Consider the following 21,243-nt stretch of genomic DNA (forward strand, 5'->3'; position numbering starts at 1 on the left):
TCCTCGGGTCGGCCGGATTGGGAAAGGAGAACAAACGACGCTGGATAAGTAAAATTCAATAACTTTACTCAGGTAATAAAAAAATTTTAGTATGCCCTATGAGAAACCTCACGCTCAAGCAGTTCAAGACCGTTCAGGCAATCATCAGCCACGGAAAAATCGTCAGCGCGGCCAAAGTGTTAGGCCTGTCTCCTCCAGCGGTGACGATTCAGTTGCGGCAAGTTGAGGAAGAGTTCCAGCTGGCCCTGTTCGACCGGACGTCGGACGGCATGCGTCCCACTGCCGCAGGTCTGGCCTTCGTCGAGACGGCACAGGCCATCGAGGAGCGGCTTCGTCTGCTCGAAGACAAGATGGATGCGATCAAGGGCGTGCGCGCCGGCAGCTTGCGGCTCGGCGTCGTTTCCACGGCCAAATATTTCGCGCCGCGGCTGATGGCCGCCTTCATGAAGGAACATCCCGATATCGACATGCGCCTTGCCATCGGCAACCGCGCCGAGACGATCGACAATCTGAAGAACCACGACATCGATATCGCGCTGATGGGACGCCCGGCCAAGGAAGTCCCGGTGCGTGCTTCGGTCTTCGGCGATCACCCGCTGGTCATCATCGCACCGCCCGACCACCCGCTGGCGTCGGCACGCGACATTTCCAAGGAGCGGATCGCCGAGGAGCATTTCCTCATTCGCGAGCCCGGCTCCGGCACGCGCATCTCACTGGAAATATTCCTGAGCGACGTGCCCGGCCGCATCGACGATCTCGGCGTCGAGATGGACTCGAACGAGACCATCAAGCAGGCGGTGATGGCCGGGCTCGGCATCGCGTTCATCTCTGCCCACACCATCGCTGCCGAAACCGAAGCCGGCCGGCTGGTCATCCTCGACGTCGTCGGCATGCCGATCCGCCGGCAATGGTTTTCGGTGATGCGCAGCGATCACGCGATCTCGCCGGCGATGGCGACCTTCCACGATTTTCTGATGCGCAAGGGCGCGATGTACCTGCCCCTGTTCGGCAAGCTCTATCCGCACGAGGAACCGAACAGTAGAGGTCGCGCGAGTTAGCCTAGTTCAACAAGTTTCGGTCGTAGTAGGGACGTGGCTTGCAAATACAGGAGAACAGCGGTGGCGCTGAGCGGCAGCTTCGACTCGACTAACCCCTAAGGCTCGAATCATTTAGGATGGAAGTCCGAATGGAGCGACGCAACCGCTTGTCCGTATGGCTTAGCTGCGCCATGAGCGGTCGCTAAAGCGATCAAGGCCGAGCGGCCGGAGTCGACCCCTAAGCCGACCGTCGGAAGGCGGGCTGCAAGGTCCGCATCCGGCTGGTCAGCGGGCATCGCCCGAAATGGCTGCCTTTGGAGAGCTATCTCGGACAAGGGACGGCTTTGCACCTCTTCCGGCACATGGTTCGGCAACTGTTGCTGTTCGTGTGTCAAGTTCCTCCGTCGAGTCCTCGTGGATGTCATCAGCGGCGGCTTGATCCTGCATACGGCAGGCTGGTCAATCCGACTTGCCGAGAGCTTTCAGGATGAATCGGATCTGCTCGCGCAGGCCCGCTTCGGTGTCTTCGCCGTATTGGACGCAGTGCTCGATCAGGATCGGATGGAGGAACGGCGTGAACGCGGTGTGGACGGCACGCGCCGCCGTAGCGGAATCGTCGACATTGAATTCGCCCGATTCGATGCCCTCGCGGATAATGACCCCTAAGGTAGTTACCACGTGCTCGATATGCGCCTTGATGGTCGCCCAGTTCTCCTGCATGGCGGCGACAATCAGGTCGTGCATGCGCCTTTCCTTGACCAGCGTCATCTTCTTGTGATGGTGAACGGCGGTCAGTAGCCGACCCAATTTCTCCCCGGCCGACGCGTTCGTGCGCGCGATTGCGAGGGCGATGTCAGCCACCTCGTTCAAAGCTTTCCCGCAGATGGATTCTTTGATTGCGTCCCTTGAGGGGAAGAAGCGGTAGATGTTTGCCGTGCTCATGCTGAGTTCGGAGGCGATGTCGGCCACCGACGTTTTGTTGTAGCCGATGCGGCGAAATTGCCCCTCCGCCACCTCCAGGATGCGCGCGCGCACCTCGTCGGGATCAGTTCGCATTCGGAGCGGACGATTCATGGATGTCTCCAGGACTGATGAAACGGATCTGCCGGGCTCGCCCTGGGCGATCATTCGTAAGCGGCAAGATCGTCCGGCTGGCCCTGCATATGTTCAGGCAAAACCGGCGGGCGAGAACTTGAACCGTCTTTTCCGACAACAGTGCCCTATTCGGCAGCCATCGCTGTTTGCAATTCCGGTTCCTCGGTCGAAACCTCATGGGCCACATCTGCGGTCGGCTTGATCCGGAACCACGCGGCATAGAGAGCGGGAAGGAAGAGCAGGATCAGCACCGTGCCGGCCGCCGTGCCGCCGATCAGCGTATAGGCCATCGATCCCCAGAACACGGAGTGCGTAAGGGGGATGAAAGCCAGCACGGCGGCAAGCGCCGTCAGGATCACCGGCCTCGTGCGTTGCACGGTGGCCTCAATGACGGCGTGATAGTCGTCAAGGCCGGCAGCACGGTTCTCCTTGATTTGTTCGGTCAGGATCAGGGTGTTGCGCATCAGGATGCCGGCCAGCCCTATCAGGCCCAGAATGGCGTTGAACCCGAAGGGCTGGTTGAAGGTGAGCAACATCGGCACGACGCCGACGAGCCCAAGCGGTGCGGTCAGCACGACCATGGCCATCGTCGAGAAGGATCGTACCTGCAGCATGATGACGATCAGCATGGCGGCGATCATGGCCGGGAAGATCTTGCCCAAAGCAGTGTTGGCCTTCTCAGCCTCCTCGATCGATCCCCCCATTTCAATGTTATAGCCGGCCGGAAGGGACGCGATCAGCGGCTGAAGGGCTTTCATGATCTGCTTTGAGACCTCCGGAGGCTGAGTCGCTTCGTTGATATCCGACCGGATCGTGACGACGGGCGTCCGGTCGCGGCGCTTCAGGATCGGCTCTTCAAGACGGATCTCCGAATGACCGATCTGGTCGAGCGGAATCTGGCGGCCGTCCCGGCTCATCAGCGAGAAATCCGCCAGACGCGCCGGATCCAGCCGCTCAGCCCCAGCGCTGCGCGCCACGATGGGGACATTGCGAATGTCCTCGCGGACCTGCGTGACAGGGATGCCGGTGAGGAGGAACTGGAGCTGCTGGCCTACTTCCGCCGGCGAGAGGCCGATGAGGTTCAGTCGATCCTGGTCAGGGATGAAGCGCAGTACGGGCGTGCGGTTGCCCCAGTCGCGGTTGGCCTGCCGCACGTCCGGGACGCCCCGCATGATATCGAGGGCCTTCTCGGAAATGCTATAGAGTTGCGCGGGATCAGGCCCCGTGACCCGGAACTCGACAGGGAACGGCGTATAGGGTCCGAACACAAGCTGCGTGACGCGGACATCGGCTTCCGGCGCGAGCCCCTGCGATACCGCCTCCCGGAGCCGGTGCTTCAGCGCCTCGCGCGCCTCCGCGTCCGGTGTCAGCACGACGATCTTGGCAAAGGCAGGATCAGGCAGTTCCGGTGCCATCGCGAAGAAGAAGCGCGGAGCGCCCTGACCGACGTAGCTCGTCACGATCTTGGCTTCGGGCTGGCCGTCCAGCCAGTGCTCCAGCTTCTCCACTGTGGCGGTCGTCGTCTCGATGCTGGTGCCTTCCGGCAGACGAACCTCGACCAGCACTTCGGGGCGATCGGATGTCGGGAAGAACTGCTGTTTCAGGCTGCCCATGCCGACAACCGAAAGTGCGAAAAAGATGCCGACGACACCGCAGGTTACGAACTTGTGGCGCACGGCAAAGATGATGAGCCGGCGAAGGCGCCGATAGTTCGGTGTGTCGTATATGGCGTGAACGCCGCCTTCGACCGGTTTGATCGCGGGCAGCATCTTGACGCCAAGGTAGGGCGTGAAAACCACGGCGACGATCCAGGAGACGATGAGAGCGAACCCTACGACCCAGAAGATATTGCCGGCGTACTCGCCGGCCGTCGAGCGTGCGAACCCCACGGGCAGGAACCCAGCTATCGTCACGAGCGTTCCCGACAGCATCGGCGCCGCGGTATGGCTCCAGGCATAGGCCGCCGCCTTGATGCGATCCATGCCCTCTTCCATCTTCACCACCATCACCTCGATGGCGATGATGGCGTCGTCCACGAGAAGACCGAGCGCCAGGATGAGGGCGCCGAGCGTGATGCGATCGAAGAACCGGCCGGTCTCCAGCATGATGAGGAACACGGCGGCAAGCGTCAGCGGGACGGCGGCCGCCACGACGATGCCGACGCGCCAGCCCATGCTGAGCAGGCTGATCAGCAGCACGACACCGAGCGCCATCGCGAACTTCAACATGAACTCGTCGACCGCCGAGGTGATGTTGACGGCCTGGTCGGACACCTTGTCGAGCGTTATCCCAAGCGGCAATGTTCGTGCGATGGCCGCCGTCCGGTCCTCCAGCGCCTTGCCGAGCGCGCGACCGTCCCAACCCTCGTGCATAACGGCCGCGAGCATGATGGTGGGCTCGCCCTGGCGTCGGATGAGATAGGTGGGAGGGTCCTCGTAGCCGCGGCGGACCTCGGCAACGTCGGAAAGCTTCAGCGTCCGCCCCCCGGCAACGATCGGCGTGTCGGCGATAGCCTGGACACTGTCATAAGCGCCGTTGAGCCTGATGAAGACCTGCGGCCCCTGAGTATCGATCGAGCCCGCCGGTGTGACGGTGTTCTGCCGCTGCAATGCGACGATGATATCCTGTGCGGACACGCCCAGCGTTGCCAGCTTGGCATAGGAGAACTCGACGAATATCTGTTCGGGGCGCTCACCGAGGATGTTGATCTTCTTGACGCCGGGCACGTGCAGGAGGTCCTGTCGAATTGCCTCGGCCTGCCTGGCCAGCTCACGCATCGGCATGCCTCTGGCCTTCAGCGCATAAAGGGCGAAGCTCACATCCGAATATTCGTCGTTGACGAAGGGGCCGTAGACGCCGGGCGGCAGGTTGCGGGCTTCATCCCCCAGCTTCTTGCGGGCTTGGTAAAACTCTTCCTGCACGACGGATGGCGGCGTGCTGTCCTTCAGCGTGACCGTCATATAGGCGTAGCCCGGCCGCGTGGTGGTCTCGACCCGATCGTACCAGGTGAGCTCCTGAAGCCGCTTCTCCAACGGCTCGGCGACAAGGTCCTGCATCTCGCGGGCCGTCGCGCCCGGCCATGCCGTCGTGACCGTCAGGGTCTTAATGGTGAAGTTGGGATCCTCCGCCCGCCCGAGCATAAGGAACGCGTAGGCGCCAGCCGCCACGAGCAGGAGGATGAAGAACAGGGTGACGGCCCGTTCGCGAACGGCGATCGCTGAAAAATTGAGGTTCATCGTCAGTTGCTCCCGCTGTCGGAAGCAGACCTGACGCGAGCGCCCTCCTGCAGAAGATGAGCGCCGAGCGAAACGACCGGATCTCCCATGTTCAGCCCGGAGACCACGGCGCTTTCGCTTGTCACACGAACAAGGCCGACAGGTTGGAAGTGTACGGTCGAGGTGGCGCGATCCAGGGCCCAAACGCCTGTCTTGCCGCCATCATCGAGCACGGCTCCGAGCGGCACCTGGACTTCCGGCTGGCTCGCCTGGCTTGTGATCCGGATAGTCACGGTCGCGCCAAGCGGTGCTGCCGCGGCCTCCCCGTCGAGCACATAGCGGGCCTCATAGGTACGGGTCTGGGGATCGGCGGCATCCGACAACTGCCGCAGATGCGCCGTATGGCGCCCATCGGCTGCATAAACGGCGGCCTCGGCCACAGAGCCGATCGCCGGCCGGATCGTTTCGGGAAGCGCGACCACCGCTTCACGAGGGCCGGCCTGGGCGATCCGAACCACTGTCTGACCGGCGGAGACGACCTGTCCCGGCTCGCCGATGGTTTCGACCACAGTTCCATCCGCGTCCGCCACCAGGACGGAATAGGCCGCTTCGTTTTCCGCGACTTTTGCTTCCGCTTCGGCGGCGGCGAGTTGTGCGGTCGCGGTGTCCAACGCGGCCTTCGCCTGCTCGTAGCGCTGCGGAGTTGCTGCCAATTCCTTCTTGACCAGGACGGCATAGCGCTTTTCGTCCGCGCTCGCCTGAACCAGCACAGCGCGTGCCGCGGCGACCGCATTGCGCTTGGCGGTGAGCGCGAGAGCCAGATCGGTGTCGTCGATCCGCAGAAGCGGTTGGCCCGCCTTGACCCGTTCACCGACATTCACCAGGCGCTCGATGATCTTGCCGGGTACGCGAAAACCAAGATTGCTCTGCACCCGCGCGGCAATCGTGCCCGTGAAACCGCGTTCGGATCCAGCCACTGGCGCCGCCGTCACCAATCTGACGATCGGCGCTTCCTGCCTCGGATCCGCCACTGCGGTTGCCTGCGTGCGAATGGGCAGCGTGACGAATGCGGCCACCCCTAACCCCGCGGCCAGGACGCTGCCCAGCCCAATGACAAGTCGTTTTTTCATGCCCATCGCCTCATGCCGAAATAGAATGCGTTCATTCTCTATGCTGTGTCCTGCGTCGACCGGCAGCGGCCGGCTGCGACCTGCGCGGCGAGTCAGTCCGGTAGCGCGTCGGCGCGCGGATGCTTGTCGGTCCCAGTCGCGACTGTCACCTCCTCGCCGGACCTCGAGAACGCGTAGAGAGAGCCCCGGTAGCCCGGCATGGAGAAGGCAACGGAGTCGCGGTCGGCGAGGCCCATGACGACGCGCAGCGGATCGCCTCCGCCCTTGGGCGCGAAGGTGGCGGTGACCTCCAGGAGGTCGCCGTCGATTGGGACGTAATAGACCACCATGTCGAGGCGTCCGTTGTGCAGGCTGCCGGCTTCGATTGGGCGTCCGACGGTAGCTTCCTCGGCAAACGCTGGGGTCGCCAGAAACAGCGCGGTCAGGAGCGAAGCGCTCAGGATCTTGCGGATCATTTCGTGTCTCCTTTTTTAGATTGCATTCGCCATCTATATAGCAGATAGATTACGAATGCAATCTAAAAAAAGAGATCGACGATGCGTGTGAGTCGCATACAGGGCGCGGAAAACCGCGAAACCGCAATCAACGTGGCAAGCCGCCGCGGGAGCGTGGCTTTGACGGCATCGGCCTCAAGGATCTGATGAAGGGTGCCGGGCTGACCCAAGGCGCCTTTTACAAGCATCGCATCAAAGGAGGACTTGGTGGCACAGGCGTCCAAGCGGGCGATGGAGAGTGCCAACCACCGATGGTCGGCCGCGACCGCGGCAAAATCCGAGGATCCGCTTGGCGCGGTGATCGCGTTCTACCGAGTAGATTCTGACATCTTGATCCGGTGAAACCTTAGTGGTTTTCTGTCCGCTGGTCGGATCCGTGGCGCTGTCGGGAAGACCACCGAGCAGGACGCCCGCCAGCACAACGCGGGTCTCGTTTTCATGCCCATCTCAGTGCGGCCAAGAGCGGAGCGGTCGGGTTTCTGCGGATCATCTCTCATCTTCTCTTGATAGATTGCGTTCGCCCTCTATATAAGATATAGATTACGAACACACGCTAAAAGGGAGATTACCGATGCGCGTAAGTCGCATTCAGGCTGCGGAAAACCGTGAAACCGTTATCAATGTGGCAAGCCGCCTTTTTCGGGAGCGCGGTTTTGACGGCATCGGCCTTAAGGATCTGATGAAGGGTGCCGGGCTGACCCAAGGCGCTTTTTACAAGCAGTTCGCGTCAAAGGAGGACCTGGCGGCGCAGGCGTCCAGGCGGGCGATGGAGAGCGCCACCCAACGATGGTCGGCCGCGACTACGGCAAAACCTGAGGATCCGCTTGGCGCGGTGATCGCGTTCTACCTCAGCATGGACCATCGCGGAGAAAGGATGGACGGCTGCCCGATCGTGGCGCTCGGTTCGGATGCCGCCAGACAGGGCGTGGACGTGAGAGCGTCGTTCGAAGCCGGGATCAGGGCATATCTTGAGATGTTTGGTAGTTGGGTTGGCGAGGCCGACGGCGAGCGGCCCGGCGACAAGGCCATGGCCATTCTCTCGACAATGGTCGGTGCGGTGCTCCTTTCGCGCGTCGTCAACGACCCCGACCTCGCGCAGGCATTTCTGGATGCGGCGACAGAACAGGTTCGCGAAGCAGCCGGCGCTTGAACGGCGTGCGCAGCGCTGGCGGCGCACCCAAATTGATAGGAAAATAGATGCGACGGATTGTTGTCACAGGCATGGGAGCGGTCACGCCCCTTGCTGCCGATGTCGAAGCGTCCTGGTCGCGTCTCCTGGCCGGCCGCTCGGGCATCCGGAGGCTTGCGGATGATGTGGTGTGCGACCTGCCGGCGAAGGTCGGCGGGGTGGTGCCCTCCACAGAAGAAGATCCGGACGCTGGTTTCGATCCGGAAGCCATCCTTCCGCCGAAGGACCAGCGCAAGGTAGACCGGTTCATTCTCTTTGCGCTGGCCGCGGCACAAGAGGCGCTCGCCCAAGCAAGATGGGTCCCCGTCTCGGAAGCGGATCGCTTGCGCACGGCCACGATCATCGCCTCGGGCGTCGGCGGGTTCCCGGCCATAACCGAGGCGGTGCGCACGGTCGACCGCCGCGGCGTCCGCCGTCTATCACCTTTTACGGTGCCGTCCTTCCTGGTGAACCTCGCGGCAGGCCACGTCTCGATCCGCTATGGCTTCAAAGGTCCGCTCGGTGCACCCGTGACGGCGTGCGCGGCAGGCATTCAGGCGATCGGCGATGCGGCTCGCCTGATCCGCGCCAACGAGGCCGATATTGCCGTGTGCGGCGGGACGGAAGCATGCATGAATCTTGTCAGCCTCGGTGGGTTTGCCGCGGCACGCTCTCTTTCGACGTCCTTTAATCACCGTCCTGATGAGGCCTCCCGACCGTTCGACAAGTCGCGAGACGGCTTCGTCATGGGCGAAGGAGCCGGCATGCTGGTCATCGAGGAATTGAGCCACGCGCTGGCGCGCGGCGCAAGGCCGCTGGCCGAGCTTGTCGGCTACGGCACGACGGCGGATGCTCATCACGTCACCTCCGGTCCAGAGGACGGCGACGGTGCGCGCCGGGCCATGGAGATCGCAATCGCCCAAGCAGGGATTTCGCCCCGCGAGGTTCGTCATCTCAATGCCCATGCGACCTCCACGCCGGTGGGCGACCTGGGTGAGATCGAAGCGATCAAGAGCGTGTTCGGGCGCGATTTCGCGATAGCTGTCAGTGCAACGAAATCGGCGACCGGACACCTGCTCGGAGCCGCCGGCGGGCTCGGAGCAATCTTCGCAATCCTGGCGCTCAGGGATCAGATGGCACCGCCGACCCTCAATCTGAGCGCTCCCGATCCGGCCGGCGACGGGATCGACTTCGTCGCAAACCGGGCCCGGCCGATGGCGACGGGCTACGCAATCGCCAATGGCTTCGGCTTCGGAGGCGTTAATGCCAGCGCGCTGTTCCGGCGCTGGACGGATGATCTGGCCGGCGCGAGTACCGGAGGCGCTCATGATTGACGCCTTTCGCTCCGACCTGTCGTGCTTCTCCCACGCCAATCCAAAACGAAGAAAGAAGTGACCTCCATGAACAAGACCAATCTAGGCGTCGCCCTGGTGACGGGGGCATCCAGCGGTATCGGGCACACAACGGCCAAAGCCCTGCAGAACGCGGGCTTTCGCGTGTTCGGAACCAGCCGTCGCGCGGTCGTCGACCGATCCGATGGCGTTACCATGCTGGCCTGTGACGTGACCGATGAGGCGTCCGTGGCGAAACTTGTCCAGGACGTGCTGGCCGAGACCGGGCGCATCGACCTGCTTGTCAACAATGCCGGCGTTGGCCTGCTTGGTGGCGCGGAGGAGTCCTCGATGGCCCAGGCCAAGTCGTTGTTTGACGTGAACGTCTTTGGCGTTATGCGAGTAACCAAAGCGGTGTTGCCGACAATGCGCCGCCAAGGCAAGGGCAGAATCGTCAATTTGAGCTCGGTGCAGGGGTTCATTCCAGCTCCCTATTTCGCGCTTTATTCGTCGACCAAGCATGCCGTTGAGGGCTACTCCGAATCGCTCGACCACGAACTGCGTCCTTTCGGAATTCGCGTCGTGTTGGTGGAGCCCGCCTATACCCGCACCTCATTTGAAGAAAATCTCGCCAGGCCGGATCAGTTGCTCGATATCTATGACTCTGCGCGCGCTGGCATGAATGCAGCTGTGCGGAAAGCGATGGAAAAAGGCGATGCGCCGGAAGTGGTGGCCAGGACCGTTTTGGCGGCTGCGACCGATCCCGCTCCGAAGGGGCGCTATGCGGCTGGAAACATGGCGCGCCAGGTCAGTTTCCTGCGCCGTTTCGTCCCCGCATCCGCATTCGACAAAAGCCTGCGAAAGCAACTCGGGCTCCCGGTTTGATGACATCGACGAACACCCGTCAAGATCGGAATCATCGACGCTGGAAACATCGGCACCACATTGGCGCGGCGCAACCTGACGCGATTGCTCTGCAGAACGCCCTGCGGTCGTTGGCGTTAGATTAGCGCTATGTTATATTGCGGCGCGAAAGAGCGGGGGTCACGTTCCTTTCACACACGTAAGTGATCCGTATGTGCGATCGCTGCAGACTGGTCGGAATCACGGAAACCTCCCGGGCATGGGGTTCGGGATCGATGGGGACAAGGGGCAATGCTTTACACGCTCGTTATGATGGTCTGCCTGACGGCTGTGCCGCAGACCTGTGAACAACGCGAACAGATGGTGGACGGCCTGGCGATGAATCCCGGGACCGCCTTCATGCAGGCGCAATCGCTGGTCGCCCAGTGGATCGAGACGCATCCCGGTTATGTCGTTCAGCGCTGGCGCGTGCTGCCCGGCCGTGGATCATGATATCCGCCGCGAAGATCGAATGAGGTTCTATTTCTTCGCGGCGAGCGTTTCCGAGACGGCCTTGGACAATTGATAAAGCCGCTGCTCGATTATTGTCGGCACTTCACAGACGTAGGTCAGTGATTGGACGCGTTCATCGAAAATTCGCGTTGCGAATTTCAGCTGTTCGGTTCGCCGATCGATCTCTTCGGGATCTGCATCCGGCTTTGCCCGCAATGCATCGACCTCGGACGCTTCCTTGCGCAACGCGGCGGCCATTTCGAGCTGCTTGTGGGCGTAGCGGGAAATGCCGGAGATCACCTGCGAGCGCTCGGCGTCCAGGTGGTCGAACATGCCTTGCACCATCATCGCCATTTTGGGTGCACGTTGCTCGGCCGGCAAGGAGGCCGCGAAATCCCTGATCTTCTTTTGAGCTTCCGCAATCGGCATCCGGCGAGCCGACACTTCCTCGATCAGGGCGGAGATGGTGGGGTCCTTCGACCAGTCCTTCGCGGCTGAAGGAAGGTCCGGTCCGCTCCAGATCTGGCCGAGCGAGAGTTGCGGCACCTTGCGCTGCATGCAGGGCCAGTCTGGATCGGGGTTGGCTGCCATGGCGTTGATGCCCGGCGCGAGCATGGCGACCAGAGCCAGACCGCGAACATGGATCATTCGCGGCATCAGGCATTTCCTCCCGTGTCCTGTTTGCGGGTCATCAGGCCGCGCGAAGGGTCGTAGGCGATGATGGCGGCGGCAAGGAACAGCAGCGTGCAGCCGGCAACGACGCCCAGCGATAGCCAGTCAACCTGGCCGTAGAAGGCGAAGCGGATCAGTTCGACGGCGTAAGTAAATGGATTGGCGAGGCAAATTTTGTAGAGCAGGGGGCTAGCCTCCTGGATACGCCACAAGGGATAGAGTGCCGGAGAAGCGAAATAGCCGGGAAAGATGACGAAGTTCATGATGCCAGCGAAGTTTTCGAGCTGCTTGATCATTGAGGACAGAAGCATGCCGAGCGCACACAGCATCATGCCTGACAGGAACAGCGCCGGCAGCACCGTGAGATAGCCAAGCGGCGGCGCTTTGACGCCCCAGAACCAGGCAACGATCAGGAACGCGTAAACCTGCGCGATTGACACGGCGACACCGGCGAGCATCTTCGAGATCAGTAAAAACCATCGCGGGAAGGGGCTGACCAGCAGGGTGCGCATGTTGCCCATTTCGCGATCATAGACCATCGACAGCGAAGACTGCATGCCCGAAAACAGCAGAATCATGCCGCACAGGCCCGGCGTGATGTAGACCTCGTAGAGCACGTAGGTCTTGTAGGGCGGGATGATCGATACGCCGAGCACCTGCCGGAATCCGGCGGCAAAAATGAACAGCCAGACGAGCGGCCGAACCAGCGAGGATATAAAGCGCTCGCGCTGATGCAGGAAGCGCAGGCACTCCCGCACGACGATCCCTTTGAGGCAAACGAGGTAGTGGCGGAGCCCAAACTGTTCGAACTTCACCGGCGTGAGGGCGGCGACTTTTGCGGGCATTGCGGGAGCGCTCATGGCGACATCTCCGCGATGCCGCTTGTCTCGATGCGGTTGAGCCTGGAAAAGGCGTCGCGGATCGAACTGGCGCCGCTCGTCGCAACGACGTCGGCCACCTTACCCTTGGCAACCAGGTCGCCCTGCCGCAGCACGACGACATGGTCGCCGTCTTCGACCTCATCAATCAGATGCGTCGCCCACAGCACGCCGATGCCCTCGGTTTCGACGAGTTTGCGGATGGTGGCCAGAATGCCCGCACGCGACTGTATGTCGAGACCGACCGTCGCCTCGTCGAGCAGCAGCAGGGAAGGGCGGTGGAGCAGCGCCCGCGCGATCTCGATGCGCCGCATTTGGCCGCCGGAAAGACTGCGTGCCTTGTCATGCTGACGGCCCTGCATGTTGACTGTATCGAGCAGCGCGGCAATGCGCTGCCGGGCTTGGTGGCCGCCAATGCCATGCAGCGAGGCATGGTAGGAGAGGTTCTGGTGGACGCTGAGGTCGAGGTCGAGCGTGCGTGCCTGGAATACGATGCCCACACGCCTGAGCGCTTCGCCCGAAGCGCGGCTGACGTCATGGCCGAAGATGCGGATCGATCCGCGGCGGGTGCCGTAAAGATGGCTGATCAGTGAGAACAAAGTTGTCTTGCCGGCCCCATTGAGGCCGAGCAGAACGGTGAAAGTTCCCGGCGCGATCGAGAATGAGACGTCCTGGAGCGCTCGCTTCGGACCATAGGAATGGCTGATGCCGGCAACATCGAGCGCTGCCACCTCCTCTCCAGCTCCGCTTGTCCTCACATGCTGCATGCCGCTGGCTCCTTCGGGGCGCGCTGGTTATCTAGTGCACTTGCAACATCCCCGCGGCAAATATTCATCACGTCGGTCTCCCTGATCATCGCTGCGGTCTAGTGGGGCGATATGGCCACGCCCCAAGGCTGCTGGCCCACCGTGACCGATTGAACCGGCTCGTCCGTCGCCGTGTCGATGAAGGTGATATCGTTGGAATTGCCGTTGGTGGTGATCAGCGTCTTCTGATCGGGGGTGAAGTCGAGATGCCAGACGCGCTGGCCGACCAGGATGTATTTTTCCACCTCGTAGGTTTCGGTGTTGATGACGGCGACGTGGTTCGCTGGGCCGAGCGCGACATAGGCTTTCTTGCCGTCCGCGCTGATTGCGATGCCGACCGGCTGGATGGTTTCGGGCCGCAGTCCCGCAATCGCGAACTGGATCTTCTTCACCACCTCGCGTTTGACACTGTCGATGACGCTCACGGTGCCGCCGATTTCGGCACTGACCCAGATCTGGGATCCGTCGGGCTTGAATTGCGCAAAGCGCGGACGCGTGTCGACCAGGACGTTGTCGGTCACCTCATGGCTGCCGGTGTCGATGAAATGCGCCATGCTGGTGGTTTCGGAGGTGTTGACCATGGTTTTGCCATCGGGACTGACGGCCATGCCTTCAGGCTCCACCCCAACGGGAATCTCGGTCATGACCTGCTTGCTCTCGACGTTGATCGCGGTGACAAGATTGTCGTCCTCGTTGGCGACGTAGAGCGTCTTGCCGTCGGGCGAAAGCACGAACAGTTCGGGATCGGGGCCTGATGGCAGCGTACCAACGATCTGCAGCGTCGCGGTATCGATGATTTCGATCGTATCGTCATCGCTGGCGCACAAATAGATGAACTTGCCGTCATGCGAGATGGTGATACCGCGCGGCCTCTGGCCGACTTCGACGGTCTTCACCACTTGCATCGTCGCCGTGTCGACGACCGTTATCGTATTGTCTTTCTCGTTGGAGACATACACGGTGTAAGCCCACGCCGGATTGGCCATGAAGCCGAGAATGGCGAGTGCGCAAGCTCGTCTCTGCACGAAAATTCCTCCCGATTGGTTCTACTTAAGGACGCATTTCGTTTCCGGCTGATCGACGCCGAGCGTATCGAGCTCGGAGATCTGGTGGAGATAACCCTCCTGTGGCGATGTCGAGACCACGGATTTGGTGTCGCCGAGCAGGATTGGCTGGCGAAGCTGATGGTTCCACTGGCGGAAGGTCAGCTTCTGTCCCTTGAAGGCGGCGACCGAGAAATCGTCCGAGCGGATGTAGTCGCTGATCTTCTTCGGATCGTCGCCATTGGTCCGTGTGCTGGCTTCGCCCACCGCCCGCACCGCCGTCCAGGCCGACATATCCTTGGACAGCATTCGCCGGCCGGTCGTCCTCAGGAAACGGCTTTGCATTTGAATGCCACCCCATTGCTCGCTCGCGGGATGCCAGGACGATGCGACAAGGCCGGCCGTGCCAGCGACCAGCCGCGGTGTCCAGGTGCGGTAGGGCACATAGGTTCCGAACACCTCGCTCTCATCGGCGACAAGCACCACGTCATGCTCCGGCAGATCCTGCGTGAACACGGAAATCTGCTGCTGTATCTGCGTGGCGCCGGTGTCGGTGCGGCGCGCCGTGCCGGTGTCTTTGAACTCCTTCTCGGCGACGATCTGACCGCCGAAGCGAGCCGCCGCGCGGCGCAACGCGGCCGCATAGAGATGATCCCGCTCATGCGAACCATAGAGCAGCACCCAATTCGGCCATTTCTTTATCACGAGATACTGCGCCAGCGCGTCAGCCAGCATGCTTCGTGTCGGCGCCACATGGAAAATGTTTATGCGGCAGTCTTCCTCGCGCAGGCTGTCGTCTGTGGCACCGACATTGAAGACCAGAACGCCCTTGTCGCGGGCGATGTCGGCGATCGACAGCAATTGCCTGGCCGAGAGGTCAGCGACAACATAGCGGTCACCTTTGGCAATCAGATCGTTGAACGCCTGAACCGCGTCGGCGTCCGGCTTGACCTCGGCTATGTCGAGGCTGAATTTCTGGCTGAGGAACTTTCCTGTCGTGTTGTTGTCGCCGATCGCCACATTGGCGCCGGCGACACCTTCGTCGCGTGGCGGCAGGTCCAGCAGGGAAAGCGCCAGTTGCGGCGCGTAGGCCCGCAAATAACCTATTCTGATTTCGGTTATCTTTCTTTCCGGCCTGTCGGCTGCGACCGGTTGCTTGCCCGTCACTTCCTGGGCCATCACGCCTGTAACGTTGGCGGTCTGGAAAAAAAAGCACAAAAAGGCCGCGAGAGTGCCTGGCACCGCGCTCGTCATCGATAAAACTGCCCATTCTTGCACTAAAGTCCGATTGTTCCCGGACCAGCGCGAATTCAAGGTGCCCACAATGAGCTTAGCGGACGCCACGAGATTTATCAAAGCCCCGCAGGTGGACTTACGTGTCTGCTTTAGTCCTATTCCTTTTCGCGGGGATACGGCGATGAATGAGCGTATTGCGGTCTCATCCGCAGCAATGGCGGAATGAGAAACTCTATGGGTCGTCATGGGAGGATTGCCTGATGAAAACGCGCGCCGCTGTCGCCGTTGCCGCCGGAAAGCCGCTGCAGATCATGGAGGTCGACCTCGAAGGTCCCCGCGATGGCGAGGTGCTGGTCGAGATCAAGGCAACCGGCATCTGCCACACCGACGAGTTCACGCTGTCGGGCGCCGACCCGGAAGGCCTGTTTCCGGCGATCCTCGGCCATGAGGGCGCCGGCATCGTCGTCGACGTCGGCAAGGGCGTCTCCTCGGTCAGGAAGGGTGACCATGTCATCCCGCTCTATACGCCGGAATGCCGGCAGTGCCCGTCCTGCCTGTCGCGCAAGACCAATCTGTGCACCGCCATCCGCGCCACGCAGGGACAGGGCTTGATGCCGGACGGCACCTCGCGCTTCTCGATCGGCAAGGACAGGCTGTTCCACTACATGGGCTGCTCGACCTTCTCCAATTTCACCGTGCTGCCCGAGATCGCGGTGGCCAAGGTCAATGCCGACGCCCCGTTCGACAAGATCTGCTACATCGGCTGCGGCGTCACCACCGGCATTGGTGCTGTGATCAACACGGCCAAGGTCGAGCAAGGCGCGACGGCGGTCGTCTTCGGCCTCGGCGGCATCGGCCTCAACGTCATCCAGGGCCTGCGCCTTGCCGGCGCCGACATGATCATCGGCGTCGACCTGAACAACGACAAGAAGGAATGGGGCGAGAAATTCGGCATGACGCATTTCGTCAATCCGAAGGAGATCGACGGCGATGTCGTGGCCCATCTCGTCAACATGACCAAGCGCGGCGCCGACCAGATCGGCGGCGCCGACTACACGTTCGACTGCACCGGCAACACCAAAGTCATGCGGCAGGCGCTGGAAGCGTCGCATCGCGGCTGGGGCAAGTCGGTCGTCATCGGCGTTGCCGGCGCCGGCCAGGAGATCTCGACGCGGCCGTTCCAGCTGGTCACCGGCCGCACCTGGATGGGCACCGCCTTTGGCGGCGCGCGCGGCCGCACCGACGTGCCGAAGATCGTCGACTGGTACATGGCCGGCAAGATCGAGATCGATCCGATGATCACCCACACGCTGAAGCTCGAGGACATCAACAAGGGCTTTGACCTGATGCATGAAGGCAAGTCGATCAGGAGCGTGGTGGTTTACTGACGAGGAGAAAGCCGCCGGCAAACCGGCCAGCGGCCGAAAAATGCAGATGTTCAACCAGGGAGGAGACAAAAATGCCGGAAAAACTGCATCCTAAAATCGACAATGGACTGCCACGGGAAAAGGCCGACTTTGCCGGCGGCACGCTGGTCTGCGCCTGCACCAGCAACCCGGTCAAGGTCAAGGTCAAGGGCCAGATCGCCCACAACCATGCCTGCGGCTGCACCAAATGCTGGAAGCCGGAAGGCGCGCTGTTCTCGGTCGTGGCGGTTGCCGGTACAAACGACGTGACGGTGACCGAAAACGGCGACAAGCTGAAGATCGTCGATCCGGGCGCGCTGATCCTGCGCCATGCCTGCACCGGCTGCGGCGTCCACATGCACGGCCCGGTCGAGCGCGACCACGCGTTCAAGGGGCTGTCCTTCATCCATCCGGAACGCTTCCAGGAAGACGGCTGGGCGCCGCCGGGCTTCACCGCCTTTGTCTCCTCGATCATCGAGTCCGGTGTCGATCCAAGCCGCATGGACGGCATAAGGTCACAGCTGAAGTCGATCGGGCTCGAACCTTATGATTGCCTCAATCCAGGACTGATGGACTATATCGCCACCTGGACGGCCAAGCGGTCCGGCGCGTTGCCGGCCTAACGACTGATCAGACACTTTGGGGGCCGGACGAAATCGCCCGGTCCCAGGCGTTGGAACAAACGCAGGCGAGCGCGTAAACGGACACGCTTCGTAAGTTATTGCCGACGTGCTGTCAGCCTCGGGGGGCGTTGGGCTCAACGGGAATACGCTGAAATTGGTCCAACCGGATCGTATAGCTTCAAGATCAGCGACTGCGATCAGTTGGTTCTGGCTTGGCGCGGCCCAGATCGTGGACTAGCTTGGATATCGCGGGCAATGTCGCGCCCAAAGCGCGATGGCGGCAAGGTGGTGCTCCTTACCAGTACGATATCGAGCGCCTAGCGGGGCTTGAACAGCAGCACCATCAGCTTGCGGCGTTTTGTCCAGGAAACCAGCCCGTACACCAGCGCGACCCCAGACCAGCCGATACCATCGGTGCGGCCGCGAACAAGGCGGGCGTCGGGGAAGCGTCGTGTGGCGGCCGGCAACAGTGCGAAAGCCGGCGGTCACTGCTGTCACGCGAAGCCGGAAGTCGGTCACGACCTGTCTCTGTTTCAATGGATCTGTCGCCGGCACATTCGGCCGATTTGGGCCACCGGGCAAGGCATTGCATTTCAGAACGGCCACATCTGCCGCGTGGCGCCGCGGAAATCATGGGCACATTCTGCTTTAGCCGGCCAAGATGGCAATGTACTATTTGCCAATAAGCTGGCCATGGTTGCAGGACTATTCTAGGCCAGACCAAACCGAAATGAAGCTGATGACCGATCGCGCCAGGTTCCTGATCATTGACGACCATCCGCTGTTTCGCGAGGCGCTGCATAGTGCCGTGCAGATGGCCTATCCGGAAGTCGACACGGTGGAGGCGCGCTCGATTGCCGAGGCGCTCGAGCTTCTGACGGATGCCAAGCCGTTCGACCTGGCACTGCTCGATCTCAGCATGCCCGACGTGCATGGGTTTGACGGGCTGCTGCAGCTCAGGACGCGTTATCCGCGCCTGCCGGTGGTCATCGTCTCCGGCTATGAGGAACCGAAGATCATTTCCGAGGCGCTGTCCTACGGTGCGGCCGGCTTCATCCCGAAATCGGCGCGCAAGAGCGACCTTGCCGCCGCCATCCGCTCGGTGATGGAAGGCGCGATCTATGTTCCCGACACTTATGAAGGCCGGCCGCGCGACGCCGACAGCACCGACCGCGCCGAGATGGTGCAGCGCCTGGCTACGCTGACGCCGCAGCAGCTCAAAGTGCTGCAGATGCTGCGCCAGGGCCTGCTCAACAAGCAGATCGCCTACGAGCTGCAGGTCGGCGAGACCACCGTCAAGGCGCATGTCTCCGAAATCCTGCGCAAGCTCAACGTCTACAGCCGCACCCAGGCGGTGATCGAGGTCTCAAAGCTGGACAATGCCGAGCTGTTTCGCGATCCGGCGGGGTTTTGAGGGGTCGGTGCCGATGCCCCTGCAAACGAAGCAGCAAGGCGCTGCGATCAGGTGAATGTCTCAAAGGCGTTTGATCTGCTGCTCCCTACCCGAATGATATAGACGAAAGGATTTCTCTCCTTTCGCCTACCTCATCGATGAGATCGTATTCCTCGCCTTGCGCGAGGTAGGTCACGAATGCAAAATCGTTTCCATTCGACAAATACCAGGCCAATAAGGTTGATCTGTAGTCCGCGACGAAACGCCAACACACATTACGTCGCAAATTTTCTCTCAAAAATCCGCTCGACATCTATGAAATTGTTTCGACAAAACTCGACCATAAACGTTCTAAGAACATCGAAATCTGCATTTGGCTTTTCCCCGCTTCGATATTTCGCAATAGAGAATTGAAGGGTGCCGCCGGCATCTGATTCTTTAAACTAAGGTAGGCGGCGATCCCTCGGGGAGGTTGTCAGTTATGTCTTCCCATCCGACGGGCAAGTCGAAGGTGCCGTAGAACTGCACTGTCATTGTGGGTTTCCCGGGCCCCCTCAGTCGCGCATGGGCATGCCCGGCATAGTCACGGCACCGCGTCGGCGCGCATAAGCGTCACCCTTGTTATCCGGTTTGCATGAGCGTGATATGAGATATGTATTGAATGATGCGCCTCGTCGAAGCGGTCCCAAGGGCCGTATTCACCCAAAAAAGGATCTCTCCGTGCCGCGCCGCTTTTTGAGGGCACGCCAAAGATATTCAGCACGTCGTTGCGACTGGATGAAAAGGGGATATCAAGGAGGTCTCGATCCAAATTGTCAGCTTCTGTGAATATGGTGTCTATTTTTTCATCGCGATCGCAGATGAAGGAAAATTTGTGACGCGCAGAAACGTAATCTATGCGGATTTCCGGAAGATCATGATCTACAGTTCGTTTGAACTTCCAGGATTCAAAAGTCGGTGATGTCAAAAGAGATGACGCCGGTTTTCCCAAGTAATCGAGGATCGCGTTAGCCATTCTCTAAGCCAGCAGATGTGCCAGCAACGCCCTCAGTTGGGCCGGCTTCAGCGGCTTGCGCATCAGCTCGATGCCGGCGGCGCGGGCGGCCTTGGCGACACTTTCCGAGCCGTCGGCGGTGACGATCAGCGCCGTCACCGCGCGGCCGAGACAATCACGAACTTTGGCGATTGTGGTGGTGCCGAGGTCGCCGCCGTCGAGATGCTGGTCGGCTATGACAATATCTGGCAACCAGTCGGTATCGCCAAGCAAGTCGAGCGCGTCACCGGTCGAGGTGGCGGGGCGCACCAGGCATTGCCAGCGCTCGAGCAGGGAGGTCATCGCCTGCAGCACGTCGATGTCGTTTTCGACCAGCAGCACCCTTGTGCCGAACAGACCGTAGCCGCGCGGCCGCTCCATGTCGACGGTGCTGGCGATTGGATCGGCCGTGTCGCCGATCCCGACCGGAACGTCGATATGGAAAATCGTGCCATGTCCGACCTTCGACGAAAACGTGACGGGATGGCCGAGTGCCGCGGCGATGCGGCGCACGATGGCCAGCCCCAACCCCAGCCCGCCGGCGGCAAGCCCGGCATCCGTCGGGATCACGCCGCGATGGAATTCCTCGAACACCGCCTCGCGCTGGTCGTCGGGGATGCCGCAGCCGGTATCGGCGACGTCGATGCGGATCGTGTCGCCGCGATGCCTGGTGCCGACCAACACGCCGCCCGAGCGGGTATAGCGCAGTGCATTGGACAGGATGTTCTGCAGGATGCGGCGCAGCAAGGTTCGGTCCGAACGAACGAGCGCATCGACCGGCCGGAACTTCAGCGTCAGCCCCTTCATCTCCGCGACCGGCCGAAAATCCGAGCGCAAAGACGAAAACAGCGTCTCCAGGCTGACATCGGTGATGTCGGGCTGCACGACGCCGGCATCGAGCTTGGAAATGTCGAGCAAGGTGCGGAGCAGGTCCTCCATCGTCTCCAGCGATCGCTCGACCTGGCGGACCAGCTTTCTGCCTTCCTCGCTGGTCTGTACTTCGGCAAGCGCCGAGACCGACAGATGCGCGGCGTTCAGCGGCTGCAGCACGTCATGGCTGGCGGCCGCCAGGAACCTGGTCTTGGACAGGTTCGCCAGCTCGGCGTTTTCCTTGGCTGCGTTCAAGTCGATGTTCGACTGCTCCAGCCGGCGCAAGGTCGAATGCAGCTCTTCGGTGCGGCTGCGCACCCGGCTCTCAAGCGAAATGGCGGTCTGGAACAGCGAAAAGGCATTGCCTTGCTGGTCCATGGAACGCTCGACGCGGCTGATCAGCGCGGCGTTGATCTTCTTCAGCCTTTCCAGGTCGTCGATGTTCCTGAGCGGCATC

The 21,243-nt window shown here is 61.4% G+C and carries 20 protein-coding genes and 1 pseudogene; 9 read left to right on the plus strand and 12 right to left on the minus strand.

Annotation, left to right across the window (positions count from 1 at the left end):
* The first annotated feature begins 98 nt into the window (after nt 1-98).
* Complete coding sequence (locus NKI39_RS12015) at nt 99-1,058, plus strand: LysR family transcriptional regulator (protein WP_352831952.1); 960 nt, start codon at nt 99-101, stop codon at nt 1,056-1,058.
* Nucleotides 1,059-1,496: 438 nt separating this feature from the next.
* On the opposite strand, the gene NKI39_RS12020 is transcribed toward NKI39_RS12015, so the two are convergent.
* The 4 genes from NKI39_RS12020 to NKI39_RS12035 all read right to left on the minus strand — a co-directional run bounded on the left by NKI39_RS12020 (nt 1,497) and on the right by NKI39_RS12035 (nt 6,932).
* On the minus strand, nt 1,497-2,111 hold the full coding sequence (locus NKI39_RS12020; protein WP_352831954.1) for a TetR/AcrR family transcriptional regulator: 615 nt from the start codon (nt 2,109-2,111) through the stop codon (nt 1,497-1,499).
* A gap of 146 nt (nt 2,112-2,257) precedes the next feature.
* Nucleotides 2,258-5,368, minus strand: a complete 3,111-nt coding sequence (locus tag NKI39_RS12025; RefSeq protein WP_352831956.1) for an efflux RND transporter permease subunit — start codon at nt 5,366-5,368, stop codon at nt 2,258-2,260.
* A 2-nt stretch (nt 5,369-5,370) separates the two neighbouring features.
* Nucleotides 5,371-6,477, minus strand: coding sequence for an efflux RND transporter periplasmic adaptor subunit (locus NKI39_RS12030; RefSeq protein WP_352831957.1), 1,107 nt, complete (start codon nt 6,475-6,477; stop codon nt 5,371-5,373).
* A 92-nt stretch (nt 6,478-6,569) separates the two neighbouring features.
* Nucleotides 6,570-6,932, minus strand: coding sequence for a hypothetical protein (locus tag NKI39_RS12035; protein ID WP_352503292.1), 363 nt, complete (start codon nt 6,930-6,932; stop codon nt 6,570-6,572).
* A gap of 81 nt (nt 6,933-7,013) precedes the next feature.
* Here NKI39_RS12035 and NKI39_RS12040 point away from each other — a divergent pair.
* The 5 genes and pseudogenes from NKI39_RS12040 to NKI39_RS12060 form a co-directional block, all read left to right on the plus strand.
* Nucleotides 7,014-7,283, plus strand: a pseudogene (locus NKI39_RS12040) (TetR/AcrR family transcriptional regulator); the annotation flags it as partial.
* 259 nt (nt 7,284-7,542) lie between these two features.
* Nucleotides 7,543-8,121, plus strand: coding sequence for a TetR/AcrR family transcriptional regulator (locus NKI39_RS12045; RefSeq protein WP_352831959.1), 579 nt, complete (start codon nt 7,543-7,545; stop codon nt 8,119-8,121).
* A 47-nt stretch (nt 8,122-8,168) separates the two neighbouring features.
* Nucleotides 8,169-9,473 carry a beta-ketoacyl-ACP synthase II gene (gene fabF / locus NKI39_RS12050; protein ID WP_352831961.1) on the plus strand — a complete coding sequence of 435 codons (1,305 nt, stop codon included), beginning with the start codon at nt 8,169-8,171 and terminating at the stop codon, nt 9,471-9,473.
* Between the two features lie 66 nt (nt 9,474-9,539).
* Nucleotides 9,540-10,355: an oxidoreductase gene (locus NKI39_RS12055; RefSeq protein WP_352831963.1), complete on the plus strand. Its 816-nt coding sequence runs from the start codon at nt 9,540-9,542 to the stop codon at nt 10,353-10,355.
* Between the two features lie 270 nt (nt 10,356-10,625).
* Entirely contained in the window at nt 10,626-10,826 is a 201-nt protein-coding gene (locus tag NKI39_RS12060; RefSeq protein WP_352617307.1) for a hypothetical protein, read from the plus strand.
* Nucleotides 10,827-10,853: 27 nt separating this feature from the next.
* Here NKI39_RS12060 and NKI39_RS12065 read toward each other — a convergent pair whose 3' ends face one another.
* The 5 genes from NKI39_RS12065 to NKI39_RS12085 form a co-directional block, all read right to left on the minus strand.
* On the minus strand, nt 10,854-11,483 hold the full coding sequence (locus NKI39_RS12065; protein ID WP_352831964.1) for a hypothetical protein: 630 nt from the start codon (nt 11,481-11,483) through the stop codon (nt 10,854-10,856).
* Nucleotides 11,483-12,343, minus strand: coding sequence for a lanthanide ABC transporter permease protein PedC (locus NKI39_RS12070; protein WP_352503305.1), 861 nt, complete (start codon nt 12,341-12,343; stop codon nt 11,483-11,485). Before NKI39_RS12070 ends, NKI39_RS12065 begins: the two co-directional genes overlap by 1 nt.
* An 11-nt stretch (nt 12,344-12,354) precedes the next feature.
* The gene (locus NKI39_RS12075; RefSeq protein ID WP_031212311.1) at nt 12,355-13,143 is read right to left on the minus strand and encodes a lanthanide ABC transporter ATP-binding protein PedB/LutE; all 789 of its coding nucleotides are present in this window, start codon (nt 13,141-13,143) and stop codon (nt 12,355-12,357) included.
* A gap of 98 nt (nt 13,144-13,241) precedes the next feature.
* On the minus strand, nt 13,242-14,207 hold the full coding sequence (locus NKI39_RS12080; RefSeq protein ID WP_352831966.1) for a YVTN family beta-propeller repeat protein: 966 nt from the start codon (nt 14,205-14,207) through the stop codon (nt 13,242-13,244).
* Between the two features lie 21 nt (nt 14,208-14,228).
* Complete coding sequence (locus tag NKI39_RS12085) at nt 14,229-15,479, minus strand: lanthanide ABC transporter ABC transporter substrate-binding protein PedA1 (RefSeq protein WP_352831968.1); 1,251 nt, start codon at nt 15,477-15,479, stop codon at nt 14,229-14,231.
* A gap of 242 nt (nt 15,480-15,721) precedes the next feature.
* On the opposite strand from NKI39_RS12085, the gene NKI39_RS12090 reads away from it, so the two are divergent.
* Both NKI39_RS12090 and gfa read left to right on the plus strand, forming a co-directional pair.
* Entirely contained in the window at nt 15,722-16,849 is a 1,128-nt protein-coding gene (locus tag NKI39_RS12090) for an S-(hydroxymethyl)glutathione dehydrogenase/class III alcohol dehydrogenase (protein WP_352831969.1), read from the plus strand.
* A 71-nt stretch (nt 16,850-16,920) separates the two neighbouring features.
* Complete coding sequence (gene gfa / locus NKI39_RS12095; RefSeq protein WP_352697755.1) at nt 16,921-17,490, plus strand: S-(hydroxymethyl)glutathione synthase; 570 nt, start codon at nt 16,921-16,923, stop codon at nt 17,488-17,490.
* 317 nt (nt 17,491-17,807) lie between these two features.
* On the opposite strand, the gene NKI39_RS12100 is transcribed toward gfa, so the two are convergent.
* Complete coding sequence (locus NKI39_RS12100; RefSeq protein ID WP_352831971.1) at nt 17,808-17,957, minus strand: hypothetical protein; 150 nt, start codon at nt 17,955-17,957, stop codon at nt 17,808-17,810.
* Nucleotides 17,958-18,220: 263 nt separating this feature from the next.
* Between NKI39_RS12100 and NKI39_RS12105 the strand changes: the two genes are divergently transcribed.
* On the plus strand, nt 18,221-18,904 hold the full coding sequence (locus tag NKI39_RS12105; protein ID WP_352831973.1) for a response regulator: 684 nt from the start codon (nt 18,221-18,223) through the stop codon (nt 18,902-18,904).
* 562 nt (nt 18,905-19,466) lie between these two features.
* Here the strand turns inward: NKI39_RS12105 and NKI39_RS12110 are convergent.
* Entirely contained in the window at nt 19,467-19,898 is a 432-nt protein-coding gene (locus NKI39_RS12110) for a DUF6392 family protein (RefSeq protein ID WP_352831975.1), read from the minus strand.
* Between the two features lie 3 nt (nt 19,899-19,901).
* Nucleotides 19,902-21,242: an ATP-binding response regulator gene (locus tag NKI39_RS12115; RefSeq protein ID WP_352831976.1), complete on the minus strand. Its 1,341-nt coding sequence runs from the start codon at nt 21,240-21,242 to the stop codon at nt 19,902-19,904.
* Nucleotide 21,243: the final 1 nt, after the last annotated feature.

Source organism: Mesorhizobium sp. M0664 (genome assembly GCF_040320565.1).
Taxonomy (GTDB): Bacteria; Pseudomonadota; Alphaproteobacteria; order Rhizobiales; family Rhizobiaceae; genus Mesorhizobium.